Annotated in this window: 19 protein-coding genes and 1 pseudogene; 12 read left to right on the forward strand and 8 right to left on the reverse strand. The window is 68.9% G+C overall.

The window, feature by feature from the left end:
* Positions 1-35 precede the first annotated feature (35 nt).
* The 5 genes from ACZ3H8_RS32175 (at position 36) to ACZ3H8_RS32195 (ending at position 4496) form a co-directional block, all read left to right on the forward strand.
* Complete coding sequence (locus ACZ3H8_RS32175; RefSeq protein WP_467407805.1) at positions 36-302, forward strand: HPr family phosphocarrier protein; 267 nt, start codon at positions 36-38, stop codon at positions 300-302.
* 29 nt (positions 303-331) lie between these two features.
* Entirely contained in the window at positions 332-1975 is a 1644-nt protein-coding gene (ptsP, locus tag ACZ3H8_RS32180; protein ID WP_467407807.1) for a phosphoenolpyruvate--protein phosphotransferase, read from the forward strand.
* 88 nt (positions 1976-2063) lie between these two features.
* Entirely contained in the window at positions 2064-3014 is a 951-nt protein-coding gene (locus ACZ3H8_RS32185) for an ROK family protein (RefSeq protein ID WP_467407808.1), read from the forward strand.
* Positions 3015-3029: 15 nt separating this feature from the next.
* On the forward strand, positions 3030-3998 hold the full coding sequence (locus tag ACZ3H8_RS32190) for a hypothetical protein (protein ID WP_467407810.1): 969 nt from the start codon (positions 3030-3032) through the stop codon (positions 3996-3998).
* A 198-nt stretch (positions 3999-4196) separates the two neighbouring features.
* Positions 4197-4496 carry a hypothetical protein gene (locus ACZ3H8_RS32195; RefSeq protein WP_467407812.1) on the forward strand — a complete coding sequence of 100 codons (300 nt, stop codon included), beginning with the start codon at positions 4197-4199 and terminating at the stop codon, positions 4494-4496.
* A 57-nt stretch (positions 4497-4553) separates the two neighbouring features.
* On the opposite strand, the gene ACZ3H8_RS32200 is transcribed toward ACZ3H8_RS32195, so the two are convergent.
* Positions 4554-4838: a DUF1330 domain-containing protein gene (locus ACZ3H8_RS32200; RefSeq protein WP_467407813.1), complete on the reverse strand. Its 285-nt coding sequence runs from the start codon at positions 4836-4838 to the stop codon at positions 4554-4556.
* 137 nt (positions 4839-4975) lie between these two features.
* Between ACZ3H8_RS32200 and ACZ3H8_RS32205 the strand changes: the two genes are divergently transcribed.
* The 3 genes from ACZ3H8_RS32205 (at position 4976) to ACZ3H8_RS32215 (ending at position 7515) form a co-directional block, all read left to right on the forward strand.
* Positions 4976-5923 carry an AraC family transcriptional regulator gene (locus ACZ3H8_RS32205; RefSeq protein ID WP_467407815.1) on the forward strand — a complete coding sequence of 316 codons (948 nt, stop codon included), beginning with the start codon at positions 4976-4978 and terminating at the stop codon, positions 5921-5923.
* A 300-nt stretch (positions 5924-6223) separates the two neighbouring features.
* On the forward strand, positions 6224-6712 hold the full coding sequence (locus ACZ3H8_RS32210) for a sortase (RefSeq protein WP_467407816.1): 489 nt from the start codon (positions 6224-6226) through the stop codon (positions 6710-6712).
* A gap of 173 nt (positions 6713-6885) precedes the next feature.
* Entirely contained in the window at positions 6886-7515 is a 630-nt protein-coding gene (locus ACZ3H8_RS32215) for a class F sortase (protein ID WP_467407817.1), read from the forward strand.
* Positions 7516-7536: 21 nt separating this feature from the next.
* Here the strand turns inward: ACZ3H8_RS32215 and ACZ3H8_RS32220 are convergent, their stop codons facing one another.
* Positions 7537-9075, reverse strand: a complete 1539-nt coding sequence (locus ACZ3H8_RS32220) for an adenosine deaminase family protein (protein WP_467407882.1) — start codon at positions 9073-9075, stop codon at positions 7537-7539.
* A 232-nt stretch (positions 9076-9307) separates the two neighbouring features.
* Here ACZ3H8_RS32220 and ACZ3H8_RS32225 point away from each other — a divergent pair, with 232 nt between their 5' ends.
* The 4 genes from ACZ3H8_RS32225 to ACZ3H8_RS32240 all read left to right on the forward strand — a co-directional run bounded on the left by ACZ3H8_RS32225 (position 9308) and on the right by ACZ3H8_RS32240 (position 14021).
* Entirely contained in the window at positions 9308-10030 is a 723-nt protein-coding gene (locus ACZ3H8_RS32225; protein WP_467407819.1) for a hypothetical protein, read from the forward strand.
* Positions 10027-10746 (forward strand): two-component system response regulator CseB, encoded by a 720-nt coding sequence (gene cseB / locus ACZ3H8_RS32230; RefSeq protein ID WP_467407820.1) that lies wholly within the window; start codon positions 10027-10029, stop codon positions 10744-10746. Before ACZ3H8_RS32225 ends, cseB begins: the two co-directional genes overlap by 4 nt.
* Before the next feature lie 2 nt (positions 10747-10748).
* Positions 10749-12011, forward strand: a complete 1263-nt coding sequence (locus ACZ3H8_RS32235) for an ATP-binding protein (RefSeq protein WP_467407822.1) — start codon at positions 10749-10751, stop codon at positions 12009-12011.
* 69 nt (positions 12012-12080) lie between these two features.
* Positions 12081-14021, forward strand: coding sequence for a transglycosylase domain-containing protein (locus tag ACZ3H8_RS32240; RefSeq protein ID WP_467407823.1), 1941 nt, complete (start codon positions 12081-12083; stop codon positions 14019-14021).
* Between the two features lie 86 nt (positions 14022-14107).
* On the opposite strand, the gene ACZ3H8_RS32245 is transcribed toward ACZ3H8_RS32240, so the two are convergent.
* From ACZ3H8_RS32245 to ACZ3H8_RS32270, 6 genes and pseudogenes are all read right to left on the reverse strand, one after another.
* Positions 14108-14875, reverse strand: a complete 768-nt coding sequence (locus tag ACZ3H8_RS32245; RefSeq protein ID WP_467407825.1) for a uracil-DNA glycosylase — start codon at positions 14873-14875, stop codon at positions 14108-14110.
* 55 nt (positions 14876-14930) lie between these two features.
* The gene (locus ACZ3H8_RS32250; protein WP_467407826.1) at positions 14931-15500 is read right to left on the reverse strand and encodes a transcriptional regulator; all 570 of its coding nucleotides are present in this window, start codon (positions 15498-15500) and stop codon (positions 14931-14933) included.
* A complete protein-coding gene (locus ACZ3H8_RS32255; RefSeq protein WP_467407827.1) occupies positions 15501-17015 on the reverse strand; it encodes a helix-turn-helix domain-containing protein in 1515 nt (504 codons plus the stop codon). It abuts the gene before it with no gap.
* Positions 17012-17311, reverse strand: coding sequence for a helix-turn-helix domain-containing protein (locus ACZ3H8_RS32260; protein ID WP_307659559.1), 300 nt, complete (start codon positions 17309-17311; stop codon positions 17012-17014). The genes ACZ3H8_RS32255 and ACZ3H8_RS32260 overlap by 4 nt, the downstream gene beginning before the upstream one ends.
* Before the next feature lie 69 nt (positions 17312-17380).
* A pseudogene (locus ACZ3H8_RS32265) lies at positions 17381-17675 on the reverse strand (heme-binding protein).
* Between the two features lie 25 nt (positions 17676-17700).
* Positions 17701-18915, reverse strand: a complete 1215-nt coding sequence (locus ACZ3H8_RS32270) for an MFS transporter (protein ID WP_467407829.1) — start codon at positions 18913-18915, stop codon at positions 17701-17703.
* Positions 18916-19109 lie beyond the last annotated feature (194 nt).

A 19109-nucleotide genomic window follows, 5' to 3' on the forward strand; every position in this document is an offset into this window, starting at 1 on the left:
CCTCACCGTTCTCTCTCCTTGAAAGGACTCTCTTCATGGCGCAGCGCGTCGTCTTCCTCGGTTCCCGCAGCGGCCTGCACGCCCGGCCTGCCGCGACCTTCTCCAAAGCTGCGGCTCAAGCGGCTGTGCCCGTGACTCTCGCGACTCACGGCAAGGGCCCGGTCGCCGCGAACAGTCTCCTGGGCATCCTGACGCTCGGAGTGCAGTTCGGGGAGCAGATCACTCTCACCGCGGAAGGCGACGGCGCTGAGTCCGTACTGGACCACCTGGCCGAGATGCTGAGCTCGGAGCTGGACGCGTGACCGTGACGACCACCACGAGGGGCTGCGGCGTGAGCCCTGGTCTGGCATGCGCCCCGCTGATGCGCATGACACTTCCAGTGACCACGGATCCCGACCAGCTGCCCGGCATTGACCACGACCACGAAGTCCAGCGCGTACGGCAGGCCATGGCCGAAGTCGCCGACCAGCTGACCCGCGCGGGCACCGGCGGCACTGCGGGCACCATCATGGAAGCCGGCGCGGCCATGGCCCAGGACCCCGAACTCGTCAAGGCCGCGGCCGGACACATCGCCCGGGGCGTGCCCACCGCGCACAGTGTGACTCTCGCCATCGACGGCTACTGCCGCCAACTGGAAGCGCTCGGCGGTTACATGGCCGAGCGCGTGGCCGACCTGCGCGACATCCGCAACCGGGCGGTGGCCGTCCTGCTGGAGGTGCCCATGCCCGGAATTCCACAGCCGGGCCACCCCTTCGTCCTGACCGCCGAGGATCTCTCGCCGGCGGACACGGCAAACCTCGCCACCAGTGACGTCGTAGGACTGCTCACCGAGAAGGGAGGACCCACCAGTCACACCGCCATCCTCGCAAGGAGCCTGGGCCTGCCCGCCGTGGTGGGCTGCGCCGAAGCATCCACGCTGCCCGACGGCGCACCCGTCATACTCGACGGCTCCGCGGGCACCGTTGAAGTACATCCTGCATCCGCCCGACGGCGCGAGGCGCAAGGCCGGATGCGGGCCCAGGCAGCGCGCCGATGGCGTACCAACGGACCGGGCAAGACCGCAGACGGCCACCCCGTCGCGCTCCTCAGCAACATCGGCACACTCGCCGACGCGACGCAGGCAGCGGCCGAAGACAGTGAGGGAGTGGGCCTCTTCCGCACCGAGTTCATGTTCCTCGGCCGGCGCGAGGCACCGACCCTCGACGAACAGGTCGAGGCCTACACCCAGGCCTTTGCTCCCTTCACAGGGCGCACCATCACCGTGCGCACTCTCGACGCCGGCTCGGACAAACCGCTGCCGTTCCTCGGACTGCCCCAGGAGGAAAACCCGGCTCTGGGCATTCGCGGACTGCGTGTCGCCGCCTGCCTTCCCGTAACGCTGGAAACCCAGCTCAAGGCACTGGTACTGGCCCAGCGGCAGGTCGGTGCGCAGATGCGGGTCATGGCCCCGATGGTCTCCACCGCCCAGGAAGCCGAACACTTCGCCGGCCTGGCCCGCAGCCACGGAGTCACCGGCGTCGGCGTGATGATCGAAGTGCCCGCAGCAGCTCTGCGGGCACGAGACCTCCTGCGCCACGTCGACTTCGTCAGCATCGGCACCAACGATCTGGCTCAGTACACACTGGCCGCCGACCGAACCGCTCACGCTCTCGCCACGCTTCTTGATCCGTGGCAGCCCGCCCTGCTCGATCTGATCGCGCAGGTGTGCACCGCGTCGGCCGAACTCGATCGCCCCGTCGGAGTGTGCGGAGAAGCCGCGAGCGATCCGCTTCTGGCAGCCGTACTGACCGGCTTCGGCGTGACCAGCCTTTCCATGGCGGCCCGCTCCATCCCTCCCGTACGGGACCAGATCGCCGGCCTCACGCGTGAGCAGTGCCGGCAGATGGCCGCCGCCGCACTCAGGGCCCACAGCCCCGAAGCCGCCCAGGGCACCGTCCAGGACACCTTCCACGGAATGATCAAGAACGGCTCATGACTACTTCTCCGCCGTCCCGGACTGCACCCACCAGCCGCAGCTCCCTGCCCGCCTTCGCACGGCACGAGCCGGCATCACAGAGGTACTGATGGACCAGCACGCGAGCGTGGTCGCCGTCGATCTCGGCGGCACCACCATCAAGGCGGCCCGACTCGACCGACAGGGGGGAGTCGAGGAGACCCTGAGGCTCCCCACCCCCGTTCGACAAGGTCCCCGGGCAGTTACTGACGCCGTCACGGACGCCGCCGGCGCACTCACACGAGTCGACACCAAAGCCGTCGGAATCTGCGCCCCGGGCCTTGTCAACAGCACTACCGGCATCGTGCACTTCGCACCGAATCTGGGTTTTCGTGATGTTGCTCTCGCCCGCGCCGTCCAGGAACAACTCACGGTCCCTGTCACCCTGCAGCACGACGTACGGGCCGCATGTCTCGCGGAACTCCGTCTCGGCCACGCGGCCGGGATCGATGAAGTGCTCGTTGTCGTACTGGGCACCGGCGTCGCGGCCGGCATCGTCACCGCCGGAAAGATCGTGCATGGCGCCCAAGGAATCGCGGGAGAATTCGGGCACATCCCGGTATTCGCCGACGGCGAGCCATGCGCATGCGGGCAGCAGGGCTGCGTCGAAGCCTATGCCGCTGCCTGCGCACTGGTGCGCCGCTACCGAGAAGCCGGGGGAACCGCGGACGGCGCAGCCGATGTGGTCGCCCAACTGGGCAGCCACGAAGCGGCAGACCGCATCTGGACGGAAGGCATGAACGCTCTGGGGCGCGCTCTGGTCACCTCGACTGTTCTGCTTGATCACCAACTCATCGTGCTGGCCGGAGGAATGACAGGAGCGGGCAACCACCTTCTGGAACCAGTGCGGCGCACGCTGCAGGACGGGCTTGCCTGGCGCTCAGCACCCCCCGTACACATATCCCCCCTAGGGGCGAGTGCCGGACTCTTCGGAGCCGCACTCCACGCTCTCGACACCTTCGAACCGGCCGGAAGCACAGAGCAGTGGCACAGGCTTGCGGCGCTGCCACGGATCTCATGAGGACGTGATTCTTCGATGCGGTTCCGCACCAGGGCACGACAGTCCCGTCCCAGGCTCCAGCCGGAACTCGACGACACCGAGCTCGCACGAGCCATCGCGCACGTGGAAGCCCAGATAGCGGCCCAGGGCGACAACCTGGCCGAGTCCAACGACCGAGGCGCTCTCACCTACCCCATAGAGCAGGTGCTACGGGAAGCTGGAGAAGACTGGGACAGACGTACCCACAGACTCGGCGTCCTCGCCAACATGCCGGACGCCGTCGTCCTCGCCGACCAATGGCGATCCCGCCAGCCCCGCAACGGGGACGCCATCCTCTTCCACGCCTGGGCTCAGCTCGCCACGGCACGCGCAAACGGATCACTCCCGGACGCGGAAGCCGTCATCGGCATCAGTCATCGTGCCGCCGACCTCCTCCCCGCGGACCCAGCGCCCTGGGTGGCCATCCTTGGCTGCTGCCGGATCCTGCGAACATCCATGCACCAAACACAACCAGCCTGGCGTGAGGTCATGGCACGGCACCCCTGGAACCGCGAAGCACACCTACAGATGCTCCGCTACTGCTCTCCCGAGGAGTGCGGGTCGAACGTCCTCACCGTCCAGTTCGTCGACGCCGTCGTAGCCTCTGCGCCGCCCGGATCCCCCATAGCCTCTCTGGAGCTCGCTGCGAGTCTGGCCCGCTACCAACGAACCGTGGACATGGGCGGAGTGATAGCGCTCACCGCACGCCGACACTGGGATGAGCACCGTGAGCGCTCCCTCCTCGACCACGCGCTGACGAGCTGGCCGAGTCCCGGATTCCTGCGTCATGCAGCAGCTCTCGCGGATTTGAATCTGCTCGCGTTCGTGCTGACGAAAGCCAACCGGCTGACGGACGCGAAAGAGGTCTTCCAGTCAATAGGAACCACGGTCACGGCTTGGCCCTGGGAAGTTGACGGTGCGCCACTTGAGGCATTCATCGAATGTCGTAGTCGTGCTTGCCGCTGATACCCCTCGTCCGGAGTGCCCGCCGCGTCCGGATGCCCGAAGGCGGCGTCCGCACCGGCGATGAACCGCACGGTCCCATCGTCGCCACTCCGGCGCCATCACCGCGCGAACCGGTCCTGCAGGTGTCAGACTCGAAGAACGGCAATCGGGGGGCAAGCCGACACTCAGCTTCTGCCACCGTCAGTGAGGGCCTGCGTCATGACCTGGGCATCGTGGACGACCACCGGAATCTACGCAGGAGCCGGTGGCGTCCTCACCGAAGAGGTCGGTGTGATCAGCGGTGACCTGACCGTTCACACCACCTGGTCCGACAGCCAGGCCCAGATCGCCGTTCAGTTCAGCGGCGCCTCGGACTGGTACACCATGGCCGGCAGCCCCGTCCCGTGCCCCTCCGAAGAGGCCAGCCGCACCCTCCACCAGTCCATCGTGGAGGCGGTGCGTGCCGGAGCGGGAGCCTCCCCGGTCTCCGTCGACCAGGGCATGGCTCCGCCGGCCTGAGCCGCGAGGACGGCGCCGCATCTCGAACCGTCACCGTCCGCCACGCGGCCCAAGGTGTCAGGCTTCCCCCGCGACCACCTTGACTGTCGAATACTTGCGCCGCAGCTCCTTCAGCGGCTGGTACTCCGCGGAGTCCCAGAATCTCTGGAGCACCGCCGTGGACTCGAACTGGTGGATGACCAACGTGGCCGGGTGCCAGTCCCCTTCGAGAACCAGGGCGTTGCTGTCGATCAGCAGGTTTCGGCCGCCGGCCTTGTCGATGAGAGGTGTCACCCCGTCGATGTACTCCTGGAAGCCCTCCGGGTCGGCGATATTGAGGTCGATGACGACGTAAGCGGTCATGGCCGGTTTCCTCCATGTGTGCGTGCCGGTGTGTTGTCATCGACCGTACGGAGGGTGCAGCGGGCTTTCCTATGCGTGGAAGTCGCGAGAAGATACGCCATCGTCCCGATGCACGGCTTCACGATAGGTTCTGCGCCATGGACGTATTCAGCGACGTCATCGCCACCATGCGGATCGGCCGTGCGAAGTTCACCCACTCGCGACGTGGCGGGCAGTGGGGCAACCGATTCGGCCCGTACCCCGGGGCGGGATTCCACATCGTGCTGAGGGGCAGCTGCTGGATGCTCTCGCCGGACGGCTCGCCAAGGCTGCTCACCGCAGGTGATGTGGTGTTCCTGCCACATGGAGCGATGCACGGCATGAGCAGCAGCCCGGACCGTGTACCCGCAGAACTGCCGCCCGAGCCGGAAGCCCGCAGGCAGGACAGCTTCCTCGGCGACGGGGAGCACGAGTCCGCACCCGGTGAAGCGCTCCTGCTGTGCGGTGCCTACCGGCTCGACCGAGGGCAGGTGCACCCGTTCCTGCGCGCGCTCCCCGAGGTCATCCACATCCCCGCCCGGCCGGGCCACCACCCCGCCCTTCGCGCAGCCGTCGACCTGCTGGGCGCCGACCTCACGGACGCCCGACCGGGAGCGGACGCTGCCCTGCCCGCTCTGCTGGACCTTCTCCTGGTCTACCTGCTGCGCGCATGGCTGGACGAAGAGGCCTCTCGCCGGTCCGGCTCCGGCTGGTGCGCAGCGCTCACCGATCCGGCCGTCGCAGCCGCGCTCAACCACATCCACCGGCAGCCCGCGCGGCCTTGGACGGTGCAGGAGCTGGGCAACGAAGTCGGGATGTCCAGAACGGCCTTCGCCAGACGGTTCACCTCGTTCGTCGGGCAGTCGCCGATGGCCTACCTGGCCTGGTGGCGGCTGAGTACCGCTGCACGCATCCTGCGGGACGGCGACGCTCCCCTCGCCACCGTGGCCCAACAGGTCGGCTACACCTCGGAATTCGCCTTCGCCAATGCCTTCAAGCGCACGTTCGGAGTCGCCCCCGGCCGCTTCCGGCGAGAGCACCGTGCGGCCCTCGTATCCGTCCCCTGACGGTGCAACAGCATCTAACGGTGCATCAACCACCCGAAGCAGTTGCCTCTGGTCCGCGCGGTGATCCGAATGAACGCCCCTCGCCCATTCGCCGTCCTTCCGGTGATTCCTTCACTGAGACGGTCTCCGCTCCGGTGACCTGCGTAAATGATCAAGCGAGACCAGCCGCTTCGCCTGCCCGGGTGACACATAAGTCGAATGTCATGTTGCGGTGGTGACGGACTGTCGGTTGCCTCATGAACGGAGCACAGCAGAGGCGCCGCGCAGACAGGCCGGACACTGCTCCGTTGGAGGATCATCATGCGTAACACACGTGCTGGTGTAGGTATCGGCCTGGTTCTCGGTGCCCTCTGTCTGTCGGCCCCGGCCGCCGTCGCCGATGACGCAGGCATCCACATCCGCCCCGGGAACGTCTCACCGGGCTCCAAGGTCACCGTCAGTACCAAGGCCTGCGGCCCGGACGTGACCTATGGCAAGGGCGAGTCGGAGGCGGGAGGGGCGTTCCACCTCTTCGAGGGTGACAGTAAAGGTGTGCTCACCGGGGAGTTCGAGGTCCCCGAAGGGACCGAGCCCGGCAGCGACAAAGTCACCGTGAAGTGCCCACCTCGGATCAAGATCATCGATACGTACCAGGTCAGCGACCACGAGCCGAGGGGCGCGGTAGACGCCGGCTTCGGCCCGGCCACGGACAGAGGTACGCAGTTCGCCCTGGGCGGTGTGCTGCTCGCCGGAGCCGCCGCCGGGGGTGTGGTCAGGAGGCGCCGCCGCCTGAGCGGCACGCGAACCTGACCGCCCGCCTCCCGCCACACCGGCCCCCGGACACCGCATCGATCCGGGGGCCGTGAGGGCCCCACTCCACCCGCTGCGAAAGCAGAGGCTCAACCGCGATGGAAACAGGGCACAAGACCAGGGCTTCCCCACAGTCGTCCACCCTTTCAGTCAGGTTTCTGGCCTGCGCACTGATGGCCGGTACCGTGCTGGTGATCAGCGGGGCACGCGACGAGCAGCCACCGCAGCCTTCGGCGGCCCAGGCCTTCTCCACTTCTGCACGCCCCGCTCCCAGCGGCACCGCCTCAGCCACACCCCCCGCCGTCCGGCCGCTGCCCCCGTCGGATCCGGTCAGGCTTCGGGTCCCCGCCATCGGCGTGAACGCCCCCGTGACAAGGCTTGGCCTCGACGCGGCGGGGGCGGTGCGGCCGCCGCCCGCCGACAAGCCCATGCTTGCCGGCTGGTACGGCGATGGCACGGCTCCCGGCTCGGTAGGGACGGCCGTCACCGCAGGGCACGTGGACACGCCCACCGGCCCCGGCGTCTTCCACGACCTCGGAGCCCTGACCAAGGGCGACACCATCGAGATCAGCCGGGCAGACAAGCGCACAGCCGTGTTCGCCGTCGACGCCGTGGAGGTCTACGACAAGAAGAAATTCCCGGACGACAAGGTCTACGGCAGCTCCGACCGGCCCGAACTGCGGGTGATCACCTGCGGCGGCGGCTACTCCAAGCGCACCGGCTACAAGGGCAACGTCGTGGTCTACGCGACGCTGACCGCGGTGAAACAGCCCATCGCGCCGCCCGGCGGAATCCGCCGGTGACCTGAGTCGGCCGGCCCGGTCCTAGTTGCGGGCCGGCGCGAGCACCCGTCGCTCGAAGGCCGTGAACGCGGCCTCCTGCCGCCATTCCACCGCCGCCTTCGGGCTGGCCGCGAGGAACGCCGCGCAGCTGGGCTCCGGTTCGCGCTGCCCGGGGCGCCCGGCAAGGCACTCGCGCACCGGCCGGTAGCCGTCCACGGTGCGCCACAGACTGCGGCCCGGCAGGAAGGCGTACTCGAGGGAGGCGCGGGCCAGGTCCTTCAGGTCCCGGTAGGACAGGTCGTACGTCTGGGCCGCGCGCCGGTACTCGTCGCTGATGGTGATCCGGGAGACCCCCGCGTCATCGGTGGCGAGCACGACGGGCACACCGCGCTCCCGGTACAGCGGGAAGGGGTGCTCGGGGCCGGAGACGCCGAGGATCTGGTCGTTGCTGCTGAGCGGGACCTCTACGGCGATACGGCGCTCGGCCATGGTCCTCAGCAGTTCGTCCGCCGCGTCCTCGTGCCGGATGTCGACGCCATGGCCGATGCGCTCGGCGTGTGCGACGTTCACCGCCTCGCGGATGTGGAAGCGCAGGTCCTCGGGCTTGACCAGGCCGGGGGCCAGTTCGCCGGCGTGCAGGGTGATGTGTGCCCGCGGGTAGACGCGGTGCAGATGGGCGAGCATCCGCATGTGGAGGCTGTAGTCCCGCAGGGAGACGGCTCCGTCCTCGGGCTGCACCAGGTTCACCGCGGCGAACCGCGGGTCGCGTTCGGCCAGTTCCATGGCCAGCACCATCTGGGTGAAGACCCGTTCGGGGGTGCTGTTCCGCGAGACGTGCGAGATGAACCGGAAGGGCACGGCGCAGCCCTGGTCCGGCGTTGCGCTGTCGCAGTGGGCGGTGGCGCGGAATGCCGCGAGGCCCTGGTCGGCTTCGGTCTGTGCCTGGCGCACCACCTGGTCCATGGCACCGTCGGCGAGCAGCTTCTGGTGCATCCGGAGCAGGTTCGCGTCGTAGCCGACCCGGTCGGCGAGCGCGTTGGCCCCGTGGCCGTTGGGGGTGACCATCAGTTCTTGGTAGAACTGCTTCTGCCGGGCAGCCGTGTTCGACACCTCGGCCATCATCTCCCCGGGGTGGCGCTGGGCCACCTGGGAGAACTTGCCGAAGGTGGCGAAGAAGTGGTCGTGTCCCGACTCCTCGCCCGGCGTGAAGTCCTGCATCGACCAGGCCCGCAGTACCTGCTGTCGGAACGCGGCGTCGGTGCGCATCTCGACGGCGGGCCGGCTGTTCGCCGGGCACGGCGGCGGGAGGGCCCGCTGAGTGCCGTTCTCGATGCACAGACCATCCGCCGTCGCCAGGTTCATCAGCAGCTCGGTCGATGCCGCACCGGCGAGGTGGCTGTGCAGGTCGCCGCCCTTGGGCAACTCGCGGAAGAAGGAGGCCAGCGTTTCCGGTTGGTCGCGGATGCTGTCCAGGTACGCCGATACGCGGCGCTCGACGGCGGGTGGCGGGGCCACGTCCGCTTCGGCGTCGGCGGCGGCCGACTGCGCGGCGAGCAGCGTCAGCACCAGGGCGAACAGCATCGTCGGACGGCTCCGTGCGGTGCCGCGATTCTTGTTGATCACGCTGGCATCGTGGCCAGCCCCGTCGACGACTGACGAAGTGACAGGCCGCGATCACCTGAAGGGGCGAGTGGCTACTCGCCCACCAGCAAGGTGGCAAGCTCCGCCAGGTCTGACGCGGTGCCGTGATCCACGCGCAGTCGCCCCCGCCCCCGGGCACCACTCCCGTCTCCGCCGGTAGGCTGATACGCCTATGCCCCACCTCCCCCACACCCGCCCCCACCACCGCAGGCGGCCCCGCCAAATCGCCCTCGCCGCACTCGCCGTCGGCGCGGCCGCCGTTGGCCCCGTCGGGTGTGCCGCCGATACCGGGGCGCGGGACGGGGGCGTCGCGCCGCGGGTGTCGCCGCCCGTCCGTTCTTCGCCGCTGTGGCCGCAGTACGCCCCGCCCACCCCGCCCGCGAACGAGCCCACCGCCCCCGACCGCCGGTATCTGAGCATCAAGGATGTCCAGGTGGGCGCGGGCGGGCTGAAGCAGATACCCGTGAAAGAGCTGCTGGAGAAGGACCCGAACGTGCCCCAGCTCGTAAGGGAAGCCATGCAGAACTGTCCCGGCCCTGTGTGCGGTCTGCGTGCGCCCGTATACCGGGATCTGACCGGGGACGGGCGGGACGAGCTGATCGTCGCGCTGGATGAGCCGAAGGCCGGCCTGACGCTGATTCAGGTGTACCGGGCCTTCGGTACCGCCGTGCGGCCGGTGTTGATCAGTTGGGGCCCCTTCGGACTCACCGGTGAGACCTTCGGACACGATCTGGTCCTTGCGTCGACCGGCAACGACGGCCGCTTCACGACGCGTTACCGGTGGGACGGCAACGTACTCACCGCAGCCGTCCCACAGGACCAGACCGGTGACCGGGCTCCGTCCGTCGCCGGGTCGAGTCCGCTGCCGAGCCCCCGGACCAGGACGGACCAATGACCAGTGCCCCAGCCATGCCCGGCAGTGTCACCGAGGCTCATCTGTTGCTCGTCGAGGACGACGAGGTCATCCGTAACACCGTCCGTATGCTCCTCGAGCGTTACGGCTTCACCGTCTCCACTGCCGCCGACGGGCTGTCCGGTCTGGAGCTCTTCCGCGAGCGGCGCCCGGACCTGCTGCTCCTCGACGTCATGCTCCCCGAGCTCGACGGCATCGGACTGTGCCGCCGTATCCGCGAACTGAGCCTGGCACCCATCCTGATGATGTCCGCACGCGGCGACTCCCTCGACGTCGTATCAGGGCTGGAGGCGGGCGCCGACGACTACGTCATCAAACCCTGCGAGAGCGCGGTACTCGTCGCCCGCATCCGCTCCCTGCTGCGTCGCGCTTCTTTCACCCCCTCGCCCTCGGGCGGCGCTGCCGATGCGGCCACCCGCATCACCTTCGGGGACCTCACCATCGACACCCGCGGCATGGAAGTACACCGCGCCGGACAGCCGGTCGCCCTCACCCCGACCGAACTGCGGATGCTGCTCGAATTCGCCGCATCGCCCGGCGTCGTACTGGAGCGCCGGACCCTGCTCAGCCGGGTGTGGGACCACGCATGGCACGGCGACACCCGCGTCGTCGATCTGCATGTGCAGCGTCTGCGGGCGAAGATCGGCGCCGAACGGATCGAAACGGTCCGCGGTTTCGGCTACAAGCTGCGGCGCTGACCATGCCGCTGAGATGGCGCATCGCCGCCCTCGTCGCCGTGGCCATCTGCGCCGTTGTCGCCGCCGTGGGCCTACTCGTCCACCATGCCTCGCGCGACCGGGAACTGACGCAGGCCCGTGAGGCGGCCCGTACCACGCTCGACCGGGCCGCCGTCACCTATGCCCGCTCCGGCACCGTCCAGGGAACCGGCGCCAGTCTCGACGCCCCCGGGGTGCCCGCGGGGCTGCGCGGCCTCGCGGCCCGCGGCCATCAAGGAACGGAGTACGCCACCGATCCCGACGGGCCTGCGATGTGGGCCGCCCGACCCGCGGGCGGGCAAGTGCTGTCCGTACGCATCGACATGACCACCACGCTGCGCGACATCAGCGCTCTCGACACGAGCATCGCCTGGGCCGGAGCGCTCACTACTGCGGCCGTGCTGCCGCTCGGCGTGCTCAGCGCCGGGCGGATGAGCCGCCGACTGCGCAGTGCGGCGGGAACCGCACGGCGCATCGCCGGCGGGGACCTCGATGCCCGGATCGAGGCCCCGCCGCGTCCCCGTGACGAGATCGCCGAAATCTCCGCGGCTGTCGACACCATGGCCGCCGCACTGCAACAACGCCTGCGCAGCGAGCAGCGGTTCACCGCCGACGTTGCGCATGAACTGCGTACCCCCCTCATGGGCCTGGTCACCGCCGCCGAACTGCTCCCCGAGGGGGAGGCGGCCGGATATGTGCGCAACCGGGTACGCGTCCTGGCCGCCCTCGTCGAAGACCTCCTCGAAATCTCCCGGCTCGACGCCGGGGCAGAGGAGGCTGACCTCTCCCCCAGCCACCTCGGTCACCTGGTCGAAGACATCACCGCCCGCACCGGCCTTTCCATACAACTCGTCGTCAAGAACGCGGAGGACGGGGCGGACCGGGAGGAGGGGAAAGGGGGTGAGGTGTGGACCGATTCACGACGGCTGGAACGCATCCTCGCCAACCTGATCGTCAACGCGCACCGGCACGGCCTCGCGCCCGTCACGGTCACGGTGGCGGGCGACGACAGGACCGTGACCGTCCGCGACCACGGCACCGGCTACCCGGACAGCGTGCTGCGCGACGGTCCGCAGCGCTTCCGCACCGGCGCCCGGGAACGCGGCACAGGCCATGGGCTCGGGCTGACCATCGCCATCGGCCAGGCCCAAGTCATCGGCGCGGCACTGGAGTTCGCCAACGCGCCCGATGGCGGCGCGCAGGCAACCCTGCGCCTCCCGGACGCGGAGCCGCCGATACACGGCTGATACATCTCCGAGGCACAGCCGATGTCTCCCTTTGCGTTTACAAAGATCTCCGGCGCTGAGGATGGCGCCATGCGTACCAGGTGGAGTCCGGACCGGACATCGGGGCGGCAGAAGGCGAGCGAGGTCAGCAGCGAGGCAGGTGCGTCCAGAGGCGCGAGAGGGGCACACCGCGAGACCCGTGCCTGGCGGCCACGGCGCAAGGCCGGGAAGCGGACGGGGACAGGCCGCTTCCGCCGTTTCCTCACCTGGAAGAAGGCACTCGCCTGCGTCGTCACCCTGATCGTCCTGCTCGCCGGAGGCTTCACCGTCCTCTACGTCTCCATCGACATCCCGCAGGCCAATGAACTGGCCAAGGCGCAGAGCAACATCTATCTGTACAGCGACGGCACCCGCCTCGCCCGCACCGGGGAGATCAACCGGGAGACCGTCCCGCTGGGCAGGGTGCCCAAGGACGTCCAGCACGCCTTCGTCGCCGCGGAGAACAAGGACTTCTACAGCGACTCCGGCGTCTCGCTGTCCGGCACCGCCCGCGGCATCCTGAGCACACTCACCGGCAAGGGCAAACAGGGTGGTTCGACGATCACCCAGCAGTACGTCAAGAACTACTACCTCAGCCAGGAGCAGACCGTCACCCGCAAGGTCAAAGAACTGGTCATCTCCCTCAAGGTCGACCGGCAGAACTCCAAGGACGACATCCTCGCCGGGTATCTGAACAGCAGTTACTACGGGCGACTCGCCTACGGGGTCCAGGCCGCGGCCCGCGCCTACTACCACCGGGAAGTCGAGGAGCTGAGCGTCGAACAGGGCGCGTATCTTGCCGCGTTGCTGCAGGCTCCCAGCCAGTACGACTGGGCCATCGCCGGCCCCGAGGGCAAACGGCTGGTCACGGAGCGCTGGAACTACGTACTCGACAACATGGTCGATGAGGGCTGGCTCGACAGGGGCGCTCGGCAGCGGATGAAGTTCCCCGAGCCGGTGGCGCCCACGCCGGGCGCCGGGCTGTCCGGCCAGTCGGGCTATCTCGTGGACGCCGCCCGGCGCGAGCTGATGGCCTCCGGGGTCAGCGAGCAGGAGCTGGCGGGCGGTGGCTGGCGTATCACGCTTAACATCGATCCGGACAAACAGCGGGCCCTGGAGCAGGCTGTCACGGCGGGGCTCGGCGAAGGCGCGGACGCAGGTGCGGACGCGGATGCGGATGCGGATGCGGATGCGGATGCGGATGCGGACAAAGCCTCCGGGGAAGCGGCCGCCGACGGCAATCGGCAGGCCGGAGCCGTTTCGGTGGACCCGAGGTCCGGCCGTATCGTCGCGCTCTACGGAGGCCGCGACTACACCCGCCACTACCTCAGCAACGCCACCCGCTCCGACTACCAGGCAGGCCCCACCTTCGAACCCGTCGCCGTGGCCGCATCCATGGAGGTCAAAACCCAAGACAAGGATCAGTACGGCACCGAGCACATCGAAGAGATCTCCACCGCGCTCGGAATGGATGTGGACACGGACGACTTCGCCTCACCAGAGGCGACGTCGCTGGGGCTGATGGGAGCCAGCCCGCTGGAACTGGCCGGTGTCTACGCCTCCTTCCACCACGAGGGCAGGAAGGTCATCCCCTCGATCGTGAAGTCCGCCGAGCGCGACGGAGAAAGTACACATCTGCGGGGAGCGGTCGGCGGTCAGGCGATCGACCCCAGGACCGCCGACCTGGTCAATTCGTATCTGAGCGGCGGCGTCGGCCGACGCGAGATCGACGGCCCTTTGACGCCCGGCGTCAGCGAGCAGGCCGTCACCACGACATCGGGTCGCACCGACGACAGGAAGGCCGAGTGGTTCATCGGCTCCACGAACGACCTCGTCACCGCGATCGGCCTCTTCGGCGAGGACCCCACGACGCACAAGCAGGTCACGCTCAAGAACATCGGCGACGGCTATCCCGCCATGATCTGGTCCGGGTACACCAAGCGGGGCCTGCACGATGGGCAGCCCGTGCCCACGCCCGATGCCACGGGCTGAGGCGGCGGCACGACGGACTGGCGACGAGCCACGCCGACGATGATGCCGTTAGACGGGGCCGACGCCGGAAACCGCGATGAACAGCATCATTGATCCAAGCCCGTGATATCGACGGCGTGGCGGAACACGTCGACGAGCATGGGGAAAGTGAGCAGCCCGGTGAATGTGTTGCGCTGGCTCGGGTGATAGCAGCCGAGAAGGTACAGCTCCCGGCGCTCCCCGCGGCCGGGAAGTGTCACCTGGGCGCCGTGCGCGAACACGGGCCGGGGTCGCGGCAGTTGCCACCCCGCCTCGCTGAGGACGGGCAGCAGCGCCTGCCAGCCGAAGGAGCCGAGGACGACCACCGCGCGCAGGGTTGGGCTGAGCAGCTCCAGCTCCCTCGCCAGCCACGGCCGACAGGCGTCCCGCTCGGCCGGGGTCGGCTTGTTCTGCGGTGGAGCGCAGTGGACGGGTGCCGTGACCCGTACTCCGCGCAGCTTCAGCCCGTCGCCGCGGTGCGTGGAGTCCGGCCGGGAAGCGAGGCCGACGGCGTGCAGCGCGGCGAAGAGGATGTCGCCCGACGCGTCCCCGGTGAACATCCGGCCGGTCCGGTTGCCGCCGTGCGCCGCGGGCGCGAGCCCGACCACGGCCAGCGCCGCGTCCGGCGGGCCGAATCCGGGGACCGGCCTTCCCCAGTACTCCCAGTCCCGGAAGGCGGCGCGTTTCGTCTCGGCGACCTCCTCCCGCCAGGCCACCAGCCTGGGGCAGGCCCGGCACTGGGCCACCTGGGCGTCCAACTCGCCGAGTTCCCAGCAGCGCGGTGCGCTGCGCGCGGGAAAGTCACCGTCGTCAGGACTCGGTGGTGGCTGTGCCACTTCGCCTCCCTCGCTGTGTCGAGGTGTTCCTCGGCTTCCCCAGCATCCGGGGTCGTCAGGCGGCGAAGCCGAGGTTTGTCACGTACTCGTACTTCCCCCAGTCGGAGCCGAGGTCGGCGATCTGGTCGATCCACGCGTCGTCCAGGGCCTCGAAGTCGCCCGCCGACCATGCTCGGACGATGGCGTCCCAGTGACGGATATTGAGGGTGCGGAAGCCCAGCACCCGCTGGTGCGGGCGAGCCACCTGGGACTGGTTGAGCGGGTGGAGCTCCACCCTTGTGCCGCCGCGCGAGTTGAGGCGCCCGAGGAGGTGGCGGGCGACGTTCCTGCGCCGGACTGCCCAGTACGCCGTGTCGATACGTTCGAGGTTCGCTCTGGACGGACTGCGCTTGCCGGACAGCCAGGCCCTGACGGTGCGGTCGGTGGCGGTCAGGCCCGCCTCGCGCGCCGCGCTGAGCGCATGGGCGGTCTTCGTCAGATAGTGCAGGCGCGCCAGCAGGCCTCTCTTCGACGTCACGGGCGAGGCGATGCCCTCGACCAGGCGGTCGAGCTGACGCGCGGCGGCTTCCGAGCCCTTGATGCCGCGGGCGCCGTAGTGCCCGAAATCGTGCGTGCGCTCAGGCATTTACCGCGCCTCCCCTGCATCCTCGTCCACGGCGGCACCGGCCTCATAGACGTCCTTGACCTTCACCTCGGCAACGCCGCGGCCTTCTGAGAAGACACTCCGCCAGTCCCCGAGCACATGCAATTCGTCGGTGCCCATGGCCCGGACCACCGCGAGGCCTTCGTCGTGCGCCTTGTACGCCTTCATCCAGAGGTTGGCGAACGCCTGGGAGCGGATGATGTGCATCCAGTCCGGCCGGTACAACTCCCGGTTGTAGTTCGACTCCCCCATCGTGGACACGAACTTGGAGTACATCGCCTTTACGTATTCCAGCGTTACGTCGTCGTTCTCCTCGATTGCCTTTTCACGGGCGTCACGCAGCACGCCGCGGAATTTCTCGAGTAGGTTCTCCGTGGCCCCGGACGTGAACGACTCGTGGATGACGGGCGGTTCGCACAGTCCGTACTTCGCCGTCGAAAGGCGCAGCAGAAGGCGGAGTGTCGGCTCGCTCACCCACAGCGGGCCCGGCTCGTCGCGTGCGCCGATGGGATTCGGGAGCACGTCCTCGTACTCCCAGTCGGGCGGGGTGATCAGGTGCACTCCGGCGCGGCGCCGGTCGTGGTGATTTCCGGAGGAATGCTCGAGCTCGCCGAGCGGCAAATGTGTCTTCAAAGCGGACAGATAGGCGCCGTTGATGTCCAGAGCGGTGATCTCGTGCTGTCCGGGCGGTAGCTCGGGCCGCGTCCACTTGGGGCGGGCCTCCCAGATCTCGTCGGCACCCTTCGCGGTCTTCTTGCGGAGGATGTCGGGGATCCAGGGGTGCCCGATGATGTCGTAACGCGCGCCCTTGCGGCATGCGTCCAGCAGGCTCATCGCGTCCGGGATCGCACGGCGCACCAGGGCTGCCGTGGCCGCCTCCAGATCGCCGCCGTGCTTCTCCAGCGCCGCGCGGACCGCGTCGCCGATCACGTCGGGCATGTCCGAGGTGCTCTGGAACGCCCGCCGTGTGGAAGGTTTTTCGGGCCGGGCGGCGACAGGGACTGGCGCCGGCGAAGGCGCGGATTGTGGGAGCGCAGCCTGTGGGATCGCGGTCGCGCAGTCGGCCGGATCGAGGTGCTGCGGGAAGCCCGCGACCTGATGCGTCGCGAGCCCGCCGCACAGCACACACGCCGTCGGCTGGGCCAGAAGCTCGACGTCGTCGCCTTCGGGTTCCGCGGCGGGAGTCGTGGCCGCCGACTCAGGCTCCGCCACGGTGGCCTCAGGTGCCTCCGGCTCCGGCTCCGGCTCCGGCTCCGGCTCGAGTTTCGCCCGTAGCCCTTCGAGGAGGTAGGCGTACCTGGCCCGCACCTCCCCGGTCGGCTCACGGCCGGACTCCCAGCCGCCGACCGTCTTCGGGTTGACCCCGAGAGCTCGCGCCACGTCCGCCTGGGAGAGCTTCAGGGCCAGGCGCAACGCGCGGCGTTCGTCCGCGGACGGCAGTTCGGCCTCCACGCGCACGGATGCGAGCAGCGCATCGACCGACTCGAAATCCGTCACCGCCCCACCGCCCTCGGAGCCCGTGCCGTTTCCGTACGCGCGCTGCGCAGGCGGGCGGCGGGCAGCAATTCGCAGGCGCGGGTGGGTCCGGCCAGCAGTTCCAGGGCGGGAAGGCCGAAGTGCGCGGCCAGCAGGTCGCAGTCGTCCAGCGTCCATGCCGTACGGCCGGACTGGCGGCGGGAGATCTGCGTCTGCGTCAGGCCGAGGGGGCCTGCCAGGTCGTTCTGGGAGTCCCCGGTGGCCTGCATCAGGGCGGCGACGGTGAGCCGCAGCGTCTCCCTCAGCGTCATCGGCATATGCGGACTCTATCAATCTCAGGCTCTCAACAGCCGGAATATGCACAGCCCGCATGAGGGACCGTCGAGCTACACAAGGGCTTCTACGGCCGCGGTGGCGAAGCCGCGATCCTGGTCAGGGGCCCCGCCGCCGACGCCGATCGCGCCGATGAGACGGCCGTCGCGGTGGAGGGGGATGCCGCCGGCGATGAAGAGCAGCGGCTTGTCGAGGGCGGTCGGCAGGGTGTGGAAGAGGCCAACCGCCCGCGTCCAGGACGGTGACGGCGGCGCTGACCCCGGCGGCTTCGGCGGCGCGGCGGGCGGTGTCCACGAGGGTCTCCACGTCCTGGATGGTCAGCGGGGCGAAGGCGGTGACGGTAGTCATGAAGGTGGCTCCTTGGTGCGGTGGATCAGTGGTTGGCTGCGGAGACTGCGGCCGCGTCGGGGGTGGAGGCGGTGACGACCAGGCTGTGGGTGGTCGCCGCGCGGCGCTCCAGCAGGTGGGAGACGACGGCGAGGCCGAGCGCGGAGGCGGCGAGGGCGGCGCCGACCCAGTTGGGTGCGGTGTAGCCGAGTCCGGCCGCGATGACCATGCCGCCGAGCCAGGCGGCGAGGGCGTTGCCGAGGTTGAAGGCGCCGATGTTGACAGCGGAGGCCAGGGTGGGAGCGCCCACGGCCTGGTCCAGGACCCGCTTCTGCAGTGGCGGTACGGTCGCGAAGCCCAGCGCGCCGATCAGGACGATGGTGATCGCCGCGGTGACCGTGTTGTGCGCGGTGAGGGTGAACAGCGCCAGTACGAGGGAGAGGGCGCCCAGCGACACGTACAGCAGCGCCATCAGGGCGCGGTCGGCGAACTTTCCGCCGATCAGGTTCCCGCCGACCATGCCGAGGCCGAACAGGACCAGCAGCCAGGTGACGGACGAGTCGGCGAACCCGGCGACCTCGGTCATCATCGGCGTGATGTAGGTGATCGCGGCGAAGACTCCGCCGAAGCCGAGGACCGTCATGGCCATGGCCAGCAGGACCTGCACATTACGGAAGGCCGCCAGCTCGTGGCGCAGCCGTACGCCTTCGGGCTTGGACTGCTCCGGCACCAGCTTCGCCACGCCGAAGAGTCCGAGAACGCCGAGGGCGGCGACTATGAAGAAGGTGGCGCGCCAGCCGGCGCTCTGGCCGACGTAGGTGCCGAGCGGGACGCCGACGACGTTGGCGACGGTCAGACCGGTGAACATCATCGCGATCGCGCCCGCCTTCTTTTCGGGAGCGACGAGGTCGGCCGCGACGACCGAGCCGATGCCGAAGAAGGCGCCGTGGGCGAGCGAGGCGACGACTCGGCCGGCCAGCATCACGCCGAAGACGGGTGCGACGGCGGAGAGGACGTTCCCGGCGATGAAGAGGCCCATCAGCAGCATCAGCATCCGCTTCCGGGACACCTTCGTACCGAGGATGGTCATCAGCGGGGCGCCGAGCACCACCCCGAGCGCATAGCCGGTGACCAGGAATCCAGCCATCGGGATCGACACGCCGAAGTCCGAAGCGACATCGGGCAGCAACCCCATGATGACGAACTCGGTGGTGCCGATACCGAAGGCCCCGATGGCGAGGGCGAGGAGCGCGAGTGGCATGGGAGGACCTTCCAGAACGATTGCGTCTGCGCCTTACGAGCGCCCACAATAATTGCAGACGCCATTACTTGCAAGCGCGCACTATTTGGTGAGTCTCGACGGTGTCGTGGTCCATACCAAACCCTTGACAGTGGCTTAGTTCACTTCTTAAATCACGTAGTGAACTAAGCCTCATGTCATATGCACGACACATC

The organism is Streptomyces sp. NPDC002868, from assembly GCF_055563295.1.